Below are 13,840 nucleotides of genomic sequence, written 5' to 3' on the forward strand. Positions count from 1 at the left end.
GGTGCTTCAAGTTGTGATAATACGATGACAATCTCGAATACCTCGGTTCCCGACAGCCTTGAGGATCACCCAATCCTTGCCAATGCTTATTCGGCCTACGTATCGCGCAAACAAGTGCTGCTGGAGTCGGGCCCGCGCGTGGCTGCCTGCGGCATTTACAACGCAGGCAAGAGTTCTCTCCTTAATACCTTGGCCGGCCAGTTCGGGGAAGGCGCCGAAGCGTTCAAGACGGGAGCTGCCCGGGTAACCAGCACGGTGTCCGAGCTTGAAGTGGCAGGCGTAACCCTGGTCGATATGCCCGGTGTAGACGGCGCCACGGATGATGACGAAACCGCCTGGCAGGGCATGCTTGGCGGCGATTGTTATCTATACGTGCATCGTCTGATGGCGGCGGAATTCGAGCAAAGCGAACTTGAATTTCTGGGGTTGCTGAAAGAACAAGTGCGTGGCCTCGAATCGCGCCTTGTGCTCGTGATCAGCCAGATCGACGAAGTGGGCGACCCCGAGGAAGCCGCACGCCGGGAAGCCGCTATTCGCACCGCATTCACCGCCGCAGTGGGTTTCGAACCCCGCTGGACATTTGCAGTATCAGCCGCCCGGTACAAGAAAGGCCATGTTGAAGGCAAGGCCGGACTGATCAATATCAGCGGCATTCCCGAATTAAAAAATTGGGTCAGCCAACTTCCCGAAACGTCCGCCAACGTCGATTGGCGGACGTTTCGCGCAGACCGGCTGAGAACCGAAAAAGATGCGCTGACCGCACAGATTCTCGCCATTGCCGATGAACTGGATCTGCAGATTCAAGTACGCACGGCAGCACGCCAGAAGCGTTTGCAATCCTTTGAGGCCGCCGTGGCGGCGTTGGTGCAGAACGTCAGCGGATCGCTTAAGAGAATTGATTCCGCAGAATGATGCGTGCGGGTCAGATTGTCCATACGAACAATTTATTGGCTATTAGAAAAGGCGGATAGCAATGTTGCCATTCCTTGTCGCTGGCGGTGTTATTGCGGGCCTCGGAAAACTGATTTATGACGCAGTAAAGGATGACGGCTCATCGAGTTCGTCCTCCGGCGGCGGGACTTCGGACGAAGCGGTGAAAAAGGCTCGTGAACAAGCGCGAAACGAGCAGCGCCGCCGCCTGAGCGCGGAGTTGCTCGCCGCGACATCAGCAGACGTGAGTGCGATCCTGGATGCCCACCCTGGCGTTGTGACGGGCAAGGCAAAGACGCCAGCTAGCCCAGCTAACGTCATCAGTTCGGCCGCAATTCGGTTAGCGGTAGGTTTCCCGTTTCCCACGGGTGGCGCGGAATCGTCTCGCAATTCTGACGGCCACCAAGCTGGAGGGGCTGGCGATGGGCTGAGCCTGTCGATGAGTAACCTGCAAGACCTGGTCAGCATGGGGAGCAAGAAAAGCGGGTTTGAGGGACTGAAAAAGCTGACCAGCGGATTGGCGTACGCGGAAGCCTACCGGAAAGACGGTAAATGGATCGAGCGCATGAGCCGCAAGCGGGACATGCTTAGAGCCTTGGCGGAGGAACTGTGATGGCGGACGCAACCAACGTCATTCCCGCGTCTGCGGGTTCTGCGCCACGGGCCACGCTCACGCGCGAAGCGTTTCTCAAGGCGTTCCGTGATCTTGCGGGCCAGTTCGACGACAGCAAGAGCAAGGTCTCGACGACAGAATCTTCCTTCTTTGCTGAACTGCGCAAGTGCGGCGAGATCGCGAGTAGCGATCCGTTCGGGCGTAGCAATCTTGAAGCTGATCATCCGCTGCGCCAGGTTCTGGCCGACAAGGTGGATCAGATCCAGAAAGTCTTCTTGGGATGGGAGAAGACCATCGCCAATCGTGAAACCCATGCGCGGTTCAAAGAGCGGACCTCGGACTCGCTCCTGGTGTTCGTCTACGGCAAGGTGAAAGCCGGAAAGTCCTCGCTTGGGAACTACATGGCCTGGGGAAAGACCGACCCAGGCGGACAGCATTCGGGTTCAGACAGTGGGCACACGCCTGAGTTTTTTGTCGAAAAGAGCCAGGGGCTGACCGAGGACGTAAGCGACGAGTCGATACGCAGGGTGAGGGCATTCAAGGTGGGCGAGAGCGAAACCACCAGCGCGATTCAGGGCTTCCGGTTGCCTGGTTTGACTTGGGTGGATTCGCCCGGGTTGCACTCCAAGCATGGTGAAAATGGCGATCTGGCGGCTACCTATGTCGACGCCGCAGACATGATTCTGTACCTCACCAACTCGGTCGCCCCGTGCAAACGCAGCGACATGGTCGAACTGCGGGCGCTAGGCCGAAAGGAGCACAACCTGGCCGTCGTCATTACGGGAAGCGATGCATGGGACGAGGAACTCGATGAAAGGGGAAATCTCGACAAAGTCCGCATCATGAAGTCGCAGGCAGACCGGGACGCCCAACTCAAGTATGTGCGCGATTCCTTATCGTCGCAACTGGAGGACAATGCGAGCGTGTCGGCCCGCGTCATGGATGGAACCTTGCGCCGGGCGCAGGTTCATTCGGTGTCGGCCGCCTACGCGGAACAGCATCCCGATGCCGCAGGGATGGAGCATAGCGGCGTTGGCAGCATGCTCTTCGACGTGGCCGCCTTGGCCAAGGGCAAGGGCGTTCGCGACAAGTTGGTCCGGCCCTTAAAGATCCTGCGAGAATTTTTACAGCGAATCCAGGCCGACGATCTGGTTCATATTCAGTCCTATTTGAACGGTGTGACGCAATCGGTCGCCAACGCGCGAACGCAAGCCGACACCGATGCGCGTCAGAAGCTGCAAGCCATAGCGCTTCAGATAGGCCCTGAAATAGACCGTCTGCTCGTCGAACACAGCAAAGATGGCGTGGCGTTCAAGCGCGCTGTCGACTCGGCTTATAAGCAATGGCTCGGCGCGGGCCGCGAAGCGATTGCAGAGGCATTTGCGGCGTCGCTGGGCGTAGGGTTGACGAACTCTCTGCATGACGCGGTGGGTGAAATTCCCGAATTCAAACCCTTGACGCAGTCGATCAAGCGCAAAAAGACCGTAAATGCCAAGCGCGGCGGAGCGTTGGGCGGCTTGCTTGGCGCGGCGTCGTTCTTCGTGCCCGGAGGTCCGTTGATTGCCCTGGCAGTCGGCGTCGCCGCTACCGCCGTTGGAGGTTACGCCGGTAGCAAGATTGGCCAGACGCTGGATGACACCGAGACCATGGATGTCGTCGTTGGCGACAACACGCAGGAAGTCGGCATTCAGGTCCGCAAGATGGTCCGCGAAAAGTTTGAAAGCAACACAGGAAGCACCCTGGCGAGTATGGCGCTGGTTTGCTTTTCCGATCTGGAACAGTGGATGGCCGATTTGCAGGCACAGAAAAACCAAGTGAGTTCGGCGACTGCCCAGCTTCTTGCCGAACTGGAGTCGCATATCAACGCTCGGACTCAAGATTCCTGAGCCGTCCCGGCACGACATGACGCAATCTATCTCTACATGAACACAATGAGCATTCAAAATCCGCTTGTCCGCCTGCATGAAGGCTTCCTGGAAATACGTCCCGCGCTGGAAGGCGCTTTTCAGGGCGATGGACCTGCCCTTCGACGCATAGAAGAAACTGCCGAAAAGCTGTCCAAGGACGCAAGGGAAGGCCGACTGAACACGCTGGTGTTTGGGCACTACAACGCCGGAAAGTCAACGTTCATCAATGCGCTGATTGGCCGCGAAATCGCTCCCATGGGCGACGTTCCGTTAACCGCCAAGATTTCCAGGTACGACTGGAACGGCCATGTGATTTTCGATTCGCCCGGCATCGACGCACCCATCGAACACGAGGCGCTGACTGAAGATTTCGTTCGGCGAGAATGCAACGCAGTCATTTTCGTCATCTCGACGGGTGGCGCCGTCGAAGAGGCTGCCACATGGGAACGCCTTTGCTCTTTCGTCCGCGAGAAAAAGGCGGTGCTTATCGTCATCAACGACAAGGCGGGCATGGAGTTGAATGGCGCAGAGTTCGTGCGCATTCAAAACTCGGTCTACCAGAACATGCTGATGACGGCCCGGAAGATGGGCATGAATGATCCGCTGGACGGCATAGAAGTCCTTCACGTCAAGGCGAAGACGGCGCTCAAGGCGCATATGGAAAACAAACCCGCGCTCCTGATGGCGACGGGTATGCCCGAGGCCGAGGCGGTGCTTTTGCGATTCCTCGGCGCGTCGACAGACAAGATCCTGCAGTCGGATGCCGAGCGGGTGCGCAAACTGGTGAACGAGGCCCTTGCCAGATTGGCCGAACAGTCCAGCGACGAAGCGAGCATCAAACTCGCGGCGTGTCGCAACAGCGTGGAGCAGGAGCGCGCGAGACTCGAACGGGCGCTGGTGGAAGGAGTGCGGGCGCTCGCCACACAGGAGGTGGGCACAACGCAGGAAGCCATTTCGCGTATCGACGCCACTGACGAGGCGGCTATGAAGGCTTTGTTGACCGACACTCTGGAAAAGTCCCAAGCGCGATTGTGGGAAGGCTTGGAGGCGAAACTGGCCCAGGAACTGGAACGGACGGACAGCGTGATGCGTGAGGCGGGCAAGCTCTTGTCACAGCTGATCGACACGGGGAAAGTGCAGCTTGACGAGGTCGAGTTGGAGGCGCCATCTTTCTCTTCGAATGCCGGGCCTGATCAGTCGGATGAGGATCGCGTGTCCGGGGTCATCCAGAAACTGAAGTCGATGCCTGTGGAAAATCTGACAGAAAGCGGCGTTAAACAGCTTCTGAAGTACGGCAAAGAGTGGTTTCCGAAGCTGTTCAAAGGCATTGGCAAGAAAACAATGGGAAAGTGGGCGGGCGCTGCCGGGAAGGCCGCTGGGCCGATCCTCGTGGCGGGTCAGGCCGGTTGGGAACTGTTGCAGGCGCAAAGGGAAGAGGCCGAGGCGCGCGATAGCCATCGCCTTTTTGTGCAAGGCGTGATGTCGAAAGTGCGTCAGGCGTTTGACGACACTACGCGTCGTTACGAACTGAAGATCAAGGACGTAGCCAGGGCTGCGGTGGGTCCTGTGCTCGCCGCGCTGGATAGGCGCGCGGTGGATCTTCATTCGCAAAGCGCCGCGAACCAGGACCTCCAAAAGCGGTTGGCGGAGTGGTCGCGAGGATTCGACGCCTGAAGCCGGCAACCGCGAAAGCAAGGGCGGATCGGCCGTCTTGTCGCGGTAGGTTCAGGGCGTCTTATCAGGCTTACACATAAGGAGGTCGGCGAAATGGCGCGCATCGTGCCGGACGGTTGGCAGGACATGGAGACGATCGGCGCCATGCGTCGGGAACTTGAGACGCTGGGGCTCCTGGCGCAAGGGCTGCCGGACGACTACACGGTCTATCACGCCGTGCACTGGACGAACATCGAGCGGACGCACGCCATCCACGGAGAAGTGGATTTCGTCGTGGTGAATCGTGCGGGCCATATGATGCTGATCGAGCAGAAATGTGGCGAACTCGAGGAGACGCCTGAAGGGCTGGCCAAGAACTACGGCGGCAAGCTGAAGTCGGTGCCGGTGCAAATGGCCCGCTCGGTGAACAGCATGCGCAACAAGCTGGCGCGCACTCTGGACGGCGAGTATGTCGGGATCGAGCATTTGCTCTTTTGTCCGGACTACCTGTGCCAGTCTCCGCAGACCGCGGGCGTGGTGCCGGAGCGCATTGTGGATGCGCGTCGGCGCGATGCGCTGTGTTCGGTGATCCAGGAGATTCTGCCTGCGGGCAACGCCGGTCCGCTGTACGTGAAGGTGGACCGGTTTCTATGCGATACGATCCAGCTGGAAACTGACGCCAGCGCGCTGGTGGGACAGGCTAAGGCGCTAGTCACACGCGTCTCCAGCGGCCTGGCGTATTGGGCGCGGCAACTCGATATGACGCCGTTTCGCCTGCATGTGACGGGTACGGCCGGATCCGGTAAGACGCAGCTGGCGCTGGCCGAATACCGGGGGACCATCGAAAACGGCGGCAGGCCGTTGTATCTCTGCTTCAATCGTCCTTTGGCCGACCATATCGCCATGATCGCGCCGCTGGGCGGAATGGTGTGCACATTCCACATGCTATGCGAACGAATGCTGCGGCAGTCCGGCGTGGTGCCGGATTTCAATTCGGCGGCGGCTTTCGATGAGCTGGTTCTTGCGTGCGCCGGATTGACGGTTCCGCCAGAGTGGCTGTTCGATACCGTCATCGTCGACGAGGGGCAGGATATCAAGGCCGAGTGGCTCGACCTGATCCTGCGGCATGCGGGGGAAAGCGCCCGCATTCTCTGGCTTGAAGACCCGATGCAAAAGCTGTATCGCCACTCGGCTGTGACGCTACCGGGCTGGACACGCCTGCGCGCGGAAAAGAACTTCCGCAGCCCGCGTTCAGTCGTCCGGCTGCTGCAGGCTTTGGTGCCAGATGACGTGACGGTGGTGCCCGCAACACCCGTTGCGGGACATGAAGTGGACTTCCTCGTGTACGAGAACGGCGCCGACCTGATCGACAAGGTCAAGGAAGGTCTGCAAACGTGCCTGTCGGCCGGATTCGCCACCACGGACATCGCTTTGCTCACCTACCGGGGAAGGGACAGCTCCCGCATTCTTGCCTACGATCAGCTGGGCCCTTACGTGCTAAGGAAGTTCCAGGGAACCTACGACAGCGAAGGCCAGCCCGGGTTTACGCGGGGCGACATACTGGCGGACACGGTACACCGCTTCAAGGGGCAGTCCGCGCCCGCCGTCGTGATGGCGGAGATAGATTTTGAAAGGCTGGGCGACGAGGAGGTGCGGCGTGTGTTCGTTGGCGCGACCCGCGCAGCGATGAAGCTTGTGCTGGTCATGTCCGAGCGAGCGGCGGCGAAGTTGCTTGAGCGCATTTGAATTTTTTCCCGGCTTGATCCTGATAATGTTTTGCGTGCATTTCACGCATATTGCGCGAAAATCACGCAGCAAGCATCGCTGCATTTTCCTCAGCCTCATCCTAATGTACTGATTTATTTGAGTTTTCCTATCGCATCCAAACTGGCACAGAGTTTGCGTTGATGACAAGGCCACGGTCCGCGTGGCCTTGTTTCACCCTCACCAGAGTCAGACAGATGCGCTCCTTGAGAATTATTTGTCCGAATGGACACCTGGGCTTTGCGCCCTTGCGTACCGAAAGTTTCCAGGCCGGCGTGCGCGCGCAGCCCGATTACATCGCCGCCGATTCGGGCAGCGACGACGTGGGCCCCGTGCCGCTGGGGTCCGACACATCCACCAGTCCCGAAGCCTGGCAGCGCCACGACCTGGAGCAGATGCTGCTGGCCGCGCGCGCGCAGGGCGTGCCGATGATCATCGGTTCTGCGGGCGACACCGGGTCGAACAGCCGCGTCGACCTGTATGTCCGCATCATCAAGGAGCTGGCGAAGCAGCACGGCCTTGCGCCTTTCAAGATCGGCTACTTCTATTCGGAAGTCGATCCGGAGGTCGTGCGCGGCAGGATGCGCGCGGGCGCGGCGATCGCGGGCCTGGATGGCTATGCGGATCTGGTGGAGTCCGAACTGGACGCAACCGACCGCATCGTGGCGGTGGCCGGCGTGCAGCCTTACCTGAAGCTGCTGGAGGCCGGTGCGGACGTGATCATCGGCGGCCGCAGTTCGGATGCGGCGGTCTTCGCCGCGCCGGCGCTGCATCACGGTTTTGGGGCGGACCAGGCCTATTACCTGGGCAAGGTGCTGGAATGCGCGTCGTTCTGCGCCGAGCCCTATGGCGGCAAGGAAACCGTGCTGGGCGAGATCAGCCACGAGGACGTGCAGGTTACCGCCATGCATCCGGACCAGCGCTGCACCATCGCGTCGGTGGCCGGTCATGCCATGTACGAGCGTTCCAATCCCTACGACGAGTTCTTCGCCGGCGGCAGGCTGGACATGCGCGAATGCCATTACGAACAGATCAGCGAGAAGACCACGCGGATCACCGGGTCGCGCTTCGTGCCTTCGGAACAGATCACCGTGAAGCTCGAGGGCTCGGGCAAGGTGGGCGAGCGCTACATCGGGCTGTGCGGCATCCGCGACCCCTACACGATCGCCAATGTGGACCGCGTGATCGCCTGGGCGCGCGACAAGGTGCGCGAGCGCTTTGGCGAAACGGGCTACGAGCTGCACTACAAGGTCTATGGCCGCGATGGCGTCATGGGCGATCTGGAGCCGCTGCGCAACCAGCCGGGCCACGAACTGTGCGTGATGGTGCAGGGCGTGGCGCCCACGGCCGAGATGGCGGAAGAACTCACCCTTACCGGCCTGCGCCAGATGTTCTACGCGCGCCTGCCCGATGTGAAGGGCACGGCGGGTTCGGTGGCCTTTCCGCTGGACGAAGTGGTGCGCGCCAGCGCCGCCTACCGCTGGACGCTGAATCACACCATCGCCGTGGACGACGTGTTCGAGCTGTTCCAAACCCACATCACCGAGGCCTGAGAGCATGAGCACCCGCAAACTGAGCGAACTCGCCAAGACCATACGCAGCAAGAACGCCGGCGTGAACAAGATCACGTTCGACATTATTTTCCGCGACCGCGACACGTATGAGGCCGTGCGGCGGTCGCGCGCCCTGACGCGCGGCAGCATGGCGGAGCTTTACGGTATCGGGCAGGAGCGCATTTCTGACTTTGTGGAATACGATCCCGGCCTGGCCATCAAGTTCACGATCTATCGCCTGCGGCCCAGCGGTTCGGCCGGCGATGGCGACATCTTCGGTGCGCAGCAGTATGCGCCGCTGCTGGACCTGCCCGTGACGCTTTGAGCCGACCAGCCGGCCGCTGCCAGCAGCGGCCGGTCTACAAGACAAGGGGAATACACATGAAAAAAATGATTCTCGGCGCCGCGATGCTGGCGTGCGTCCTGGCCGGGCCGGCCGCCGCGCAAAGCGCGGTGCCTAAGCAGATCAAGATTGTGGTGCCGTTTTCTGCCGGCGCCAGCAACGACGCGATCGCGCGCGCCATCGCGCCGCAACTGGCTGAACGGCTCAAGACCATTGTCATCGTCGAGAACCGCGTCGGTGCGGCGGGCGTGATCGGGTCGGAGTATGTGGCCAAGTCCGCCAAGGACGGCGCCACGCTGCTGCTGACCTCGTCCACGTTCCTGACGTCGGCGGCGACGCAGCCGCGCATGCCCTACGATCCGGTCAAGAGCTTCGCGCCGGTCGCCATGGTGGGCCAGGGCCCGCTGGTGCTGGCGGTGTCCGGCGCCAAACCGTACGCGGACCTGCCCGCGGTGCTGGATGCCGCGCGCGCCAAGCCCGATGCGCTGAATTACGGCACGGCGGGCATCGGTTCGCTGGCGCACCTGGCCACCGTGATGATGAATGAGTCGGCCAAGGTCGCGATGACGCACGTGCCGTACAAGGGCGCGGCCAATGCGGCGTCGGACCTGGCGGGCGGCCAGATCGACCTGATGCTGGCCAACTACAGCTCGCTGGCGCCGCTGGTGCAGGGCGGAAAAGTAAGGCTGGTCGCCACGACCGCGCCGGGCGCCCATGCGGCTTTTCCGGCGCTGCCGCCCGCAGCCAGCGTGCTGCCCGGCTACGCAGTCGAGATCTGGGTGGGCGTGTTCGCCCCGGCCGGCACGCCGCCGGACCTGATTGCGCTGTACAACGACGCCATTAATCGCATCGCGACCTCCAAGGAGACCACGGCCCTGCTGGATATGGACGGCACGGCGCCGGCAGCGCTGAGCAGCGCGGATTTCGGTCGCCGCGTGGCCGACGACCTGGCGCAATGGCGCCAGGTGGCGCAGAGCCATCACATCAGCGTGGAATAGACGGCCGCCCCGCGCCGGCGCAGCCCGGCCGCGGGCGCCTCAGCCCGGGTCGTCGCCTTGGAGCAGGCCGAGCTTGCTCATCTGGTGGCGCAACGCGTGGCGCGACAGCCCCAGGGATTCGGCGGCGCGGGCCGCATTGCCGCCGGCGGCGGCCAGCGCGGCTTCTATCATGCTGCGTTGGTAGCGGCTGGTGCGCTCGGCGTAGCCGCCCGCTTGCGCTGCGGGCGCGCCCCGCACGATGCGCGCGGGCAGATGTTCCAGGCCCACGGTGTCGCCTGACTCAAGAATGCAGATGCGTTCCAGCAGGTTGCCCAGTTCGCGCACGTTGCCAGGCCAGGCATAGCGCCTGAACGCCTGTTCGACCGCGGGGTCGATGCGCGTGAAGCCGCTGGCGTGCGTGCGATTGAAGCGCGCCAGGAAGCGCTCGGCCAGCACGAAGACATCATCGCCGCGTTCGCGCAACGGCGGCAGGTTGATGGACACGACCTGCAGCCGGTAGTAAAGATCGTCGCGGAACCGGCCGGCATTGACCTCGCCCAGCAGGATCTTGTTGGTGGCGGCGATGAAGCGCACGTCCGTGGATAGCTCGCGCACCGCGCCGATGCGCCGGAAGCGCCGGCTGTCCAGCAGCGTCAGGATCTTGGCCTGCATCATGGGTTCGAGCTCGCGGACCTCATCCAGGAACACGCTGCCGCCATGTGCGATTTCCAGCAGCCCCTCCTTGCGCGCGACGGCGCCCGTGAAGGCGCCGCGCTCGTGGCCGAACAGTTCCGATTCCAGCAGATTGCCGGGAATGGCCGCGCAGTTGATTTCGGTAAAGCCCTTGTCGGCCCGGCTGGAGTGGTCATGCAGGGCGCGCGCCACCAGGCCTTTGCCGGTGCCGGTCTCGCCGTAGATCAGGACGGAACTGGCCCGGCTGCGCGCCACGCGCAGCACGAGGTCGCGCAGGGCGACGATGGAGGGATGGTCGCCGACGATGGTTTCGGTCAGGGGGGAGGCGGTTTCCGGCATACGTGTAGGCCGCCCGCTCAGTGGGCGCCGGTCTCCTGCAGCAGCAGGCCGTGGATGTACCTGCCGGCCTCGGCGATGTCGTCGCGGATGGCGCGCGTCACGCCGGGGGCGTCGCGCGCGGCCAGCGCCTCGACCGCGGCGGCGTGGTGGTCCGTTGCCTTCAGGTGCGGGACGTATTCGGGCAGCACCATGTTCAGTACCGGGCCGCAGCGCAGCCACAGGGTTTCGATGCTGTCCTGGACGACGTCCAGTCCGCTCATAGCGTACAGGTGGAAGTGAAAGCGCCGATGCACGTCCAGGTAGCGCTGGCGCGGTTCGGCATCAATCAGCTGCGCCATTCCGGCATGCAGCTCGCGCAGGGTCTGCACGTCCGCGTCCGTGGCGTGCGCAACGGCTTCGAGGGCCGCGCGGGACTCGAGTTCGGCACGCATGATCGCCAGTTGCAGGAAGACATTCGCGTCCAGGTGCGGCACGGTTGCGCCGCCGCCCTGGCCGCCAGTGCCGCGTTCAAGCACCCGTTCCGCGATCAGGCGGTTAACGGCGTCGCGCACGGGCGTGAGGCTGATGCCGAGTTCGGCGGCGACTTCCCGCAGCACGATCCGGTGGCCGGGCGCGTAGCGTCCGTTCAGCAGCGCCTCCCGCAGCGCAGCATAGGCGCGGTCCCAGAGAGTTTCGCGTTCCAGCGGGCGCAGGATGGCCGGGCGGGCGTCGGAAGGGGCAGCGGGCGAACCGGAAAAATCGGGCACAGAACATCCTTTTCAGATAGGTCGGCTGACTGCGCATTCTCGCATTTGCGCGCCGGGCAGTAGGCCAAAATAGTCATTGTTATTCGTTATAACGAATGATAGAGTACCGCAAAATTTCCTAAAAACGGCCCTGAGAGGCGGTTGTCGAAACGTCCTCACGGCGAATTTCGGAGGAGACCGAAATGTCCGTACTGTCCAAGCTCATCCTGGGCGCCGCCGCCCTGGCCTGCAGCATCCCGCTGGCGCATGCCGCGGACAAGACGTACCCCGCGCGGGAAATCCGGTTCATCGTGCCCTGGAACGCGGGCGGTTCCAACGACATTGCCGCGCGGATGCTGCAGCAGCTGATCAGCGAACAGGGCGTGACCGTGGTGGTGGAGAACGCCCCGGGGGCCACCGGCGCCATCGGCATGACCAAGGTCGCCAACGCGGAGCGGGACGGCTATGTGGTCGGCATGGGCACCAGTTCGACGCTGGCGCAGATTGCGCAGAACATCACCCCGCTGCGCAATGAGCAGTTCTCGCACATTGCCCGGGTGTCGACCGACCCGCTGATGCTGCTGGTGCCTGCCGACGGGCCGGACACGCTGGAAGCGTTCCTGGCCAGCATGAAGAAGAATCCGGGCAAGGTGTCGATCGGCACCCCTGGCAACAACAACCTCAATCACATCTTTGCCGAGATGACCGCGCGCGCCGCGGGCACGGAGTATGTGAACGTGCCCTATCCCGGCGGCTCGCGCGTCATCGCGGACCTGTCGGGCAAGCAGATCAGCGCGGGCGTGCTCAAGCCGTCAGAGAGCAAGGCGCAGATCGACGCCAAGTACGTCAAGCCCATTGCCGTCTTTGCCAATGAACGGCTGGCGCTGTACCCGGACGTGCCGACTTTCAAGGAAAAGGGCTACGACGTCTTCCCGTATGGCCCGCTGGTGCAGATGGCCTATGTGGTGGCGCCCGCCGGCATCCCCGACGACGTGCGCAAGCGCCTCATCCAGATCTTCGAAACCGCCATCGGCAGCGACAAGTTCAAGGTGTTCGCCGAGCAGAACGGCTTTCTGGTGGACGACTTGAGCGGCCAGGCGCTGGACAAGGAAGTCTCGAACGTACAGACCACCCTGAACGACGTCGCGAAGAAAGTCTTCGTGACCGCCAAGTAATCGCATTCCAAGGAGCAATACGTTGAGCCAGATAAAGAAAGTCACCTGCCACGTCGTCAGCGCGCCGGTCGAGCGCCCCTTCACGTCATCGCGAGGCTGGCTGTACAAGCAGCGCGGCTCGTGCATCGTCGAAATCGAAACCGCCGATGGCGTGGTGGGCTGGGGCGAATGCTATGGTCCGTCGCAGGTGGCGCGCGCCTATATCGAATCGCAGTACGCGCCGCGCATCCTGGGCCGCGACCCGTTCGACGTGGAGGTCATCTGGGAAGACCTCTACAACCGGATCAAGGACTACGGCAACAAGGGCATGGCCATTTCCGCGCTCAGCGGCATCGACATCGCGCTGTGGGACATCATCGGCAAGACCTGCGGCAAACCCATACACAAGCTGATCGGGGGCGCCCACCGCACCGAGGTGCAGTCGTACGCGACCGGCCTGTACTTCATCGACATGGACAGGCTGATCGAAGAAGCGGTCGAGGAAGCCCAGGGCTATGTGGCCGAAGGCTTCACCGCCATCAAGATGAAGATCGGCCTGGGTTCGCCGAAGCTGGACCTGGAGCGGGTGCGGGCCGTGCGCGAGGCTGTGGGCGGAGAGGTGCGCCTGATGGTGGACGCCAACCACTGCTTCACCGTGCCCGCCGCCATCCGGCTGGGCCGGGAACTCGAAAAGCTGGATGTGGAGTGGTTCGAGGAACCCATTTCGCCTGAAGACCTGGACGGGTACGTCGAAGTGACCCGCGCGCTCGACATGGCGGTGGCCGGGGGCGAGAACGAGTTCACGCGCTGGGGCTTTCGCGACATCGTGGCGCGCAAGGCCATGGATATCGTCCAGCCCGACGTCTGCGCGGCGGGCGGCATCAGCGAATGCCGCAAGATCGCGACGCTGGCGGCCGCGCATGGCGTGGAATGCGTGCCGCACGCCTGGGGATCGGCTATCGGGCTGGCGGCCACCCTGCACTTCCTGGCCGCCCTGCCCGACCAGCCGCCCAGTTTCCGTCCCATGCCGCCCCTGCTGGAGTTCGAGCAGTGCGAGAACCCCTTCCGCGACCTGCTGACGGTCGAGCCCATCGTGCAGCACCGCGGGGTCGTCCAGATTCCCACGGGCGCGGGGCTGGGCATCGAGATCAAGCGCGACGTGCTCGATCGCTACCGGGTCGCCTGAGCC

At 62.7% G+C, this 13,840-nt stretch carries 12 protein-coding genes; 10 read left to right on the plus strand and 2 right to left on the minus strand.

Annotation, left to right across the window (positions count from 1 at the left end; genetic code table 11):
• The first annotated feature begins 24 nt into the window (after window positions 1-24).
• The 8 genes from KYC_RS21815 to KYC_RS21845 all read left to right on the plus strand — a co-directional run bounded on the left by KYC_RS21815 (window position 25) and on the right by KYC_RS21845 (window position 9,761).
• Complete coding sequence (locus tag KYC_RS21815; RefSeq protein ID WP_008166521.1) at window positions 25-912, plus strand: GTPase; 888 nt, start codon at window positions 25-27, stop codon at window positions 910-912.
• Window positions 913-973: 61 nt separating this feature from the next.
• Window positions 974-1,543, plus strand: a complete 570-nt coding sequence (locus KYC_RS29545) for a hypothetical protein (RefSeq protein WP_008166523.1) — start codon at window positions 974-976, stop codon at window positions 1,541-1,543.
• Window positions 1,543-3,429: a dynamin family protein gene (locus KYC_RS21820; RefSeq protein WP_008166525.1), complete on the plus strand. Its 1,887-nt coding sequence runs from the start codon at window positions 1,543-1,545 to the stop codon at window positions 3,427-3,429. Before KYC_RS29545 ends, KYC_RS21820 begins: the two co-directional genes overlap by 1 nt.
• 45 nt (window positions 3,430-3,474) lie before the next feature.
• On the plus strand, window positions 3,475-5,124 hold the full coding sequence (locus KYC_RS21825) for a dynamin family protein (protein ID WP_008166526.1): 1,650 nt from the start codon (window positions 3,475-3,477) through the stop codon (window positions 5,122-5,124).
• A 93-nt stretch (window positions 5,125-5,217) separates the two neighbouring features.
• A complete protein-coding gene (locus KYC_RS21830) occupies window positions 5,218-6,849 on the plus strand; it encodes an ATP-binding domain-containing protein (RefSeq protein ID WP_008166528.1) in 1,632 nt (543 codons plus the stop codon).
• A gap of 215 nt (window positions 6,850-7,064) precedes the next feature.
• Window positions 7,065-8,420: an acyclic terpene utilization AtuA family protein gene (locus tag KYC_RS21835; RefSeq protein WP_043519067.1), complete on the plus strand. Its 1,356-nt coding sequence runs from the start codon at window positions 7,065-7,067 to the stop codon at window positions 8,418-8,420.
• A 4-nt stretch (window positions 8,421-8,424) separates the two neighbouring features.
• The gene (locus KYC_RS21840; protein ID WP_008166531.1) at window positions 8,425-8,745 is read left to right on the plus strand and encodes a DUF4387 domain-containing protein; all 321 of its coding nucleotides are present in this window, start codon (window positions 8,425-8,427) and stop codon (window positions 8,743-8,745) included.
• A 56-nt stretch (window positions 8,746-8,801) separates the two neighbouring features.
• Window positions 8,802-9,761 (plus strand): tripartite tricarboxylate transporter substrate-binding protein, encoded by a 960-nt coding sequence (locus KYC_RS21845; protein ID WP_043519068.1) that lies wholly within the window; start codon window positions 8,802-8,804, stop codon window positions 9,759-9,761.
• Between the two features lie 39 nt (window positions 9,762-9,800).
• Here KYC_RS21845 and KYC_RS21850 read toward each other — a convergent pair whose 3' ends face one another.
• Together KYC_RS21850 and KYC_RS21855 are read right to left on the minus strand one after the other, a co-directional pair.
• Window positions 9,801-10,772 (minus strand): sigma 54-interacting transcriptional regulator, encoded by a 972-nt coding sequence (locus tag KYC_RS21850; protein ID WP_008166535.1) that lies wholly within the window; start codon window positions 10,770-10,772, stop codon window positions 9,801-9,803.
• 17 nt (window positions 10,773-10,789) lie between these two features.
• On the minus strand, window positions 10,790-11,518 hold the full coding sequence (locus tag KYC_RS21855) for a GntR family transcriptional regulator (protein ID WP_008166536.1): 729 nt from the start codon (window positions 11,516-11,518) through the stop codon (window positions 10,790-10,792).
• Window positions 11,519-11,700: 182 nt separating this feature from the next.
• Between KYC_RS21855 and KYC_RS21860 the strand changes: the two genes are divergently transcribed.
• A complete protein-coding gene (locus tag KYC_RS21860; RefSeq protein ID WP_008166537.1) occupies window positions 11,701-12,672 on the plus strand; it encodes a Bug family tripartite tricarboxylate transporter substrate binding protein in 972 nt (323 codons plus the stop codon).
• A 22-nt stretch (window positions 12,673-12,694) separates the two neighbouring features.
• Complete coding sequence (locus KYC_RS21865) at window positions 12,695-13,837, plus strand: mandelate racemase/muconate lactonizing enzyme family protein (protein WP_008166538.1); 1,143 nt, start codon at window positions 12,695-12,697, stop codon at window positions 13,835-13,837.
• Window positions 13,838-13,840 lie beyond the last annotated feature (3 nt).

Source organism: Achromobacter arsenitoxydans SY8 (genome assembly GCF_000236785.1).
In the GTDB taxonomy this organism is placed as follows: Bacteria; Pseudomonadota; Gammaproteobacteria; order Burkholderiales; family Burkholderiaceae_B; genus Achromobacter; species Achromobacter arsenitoxydans.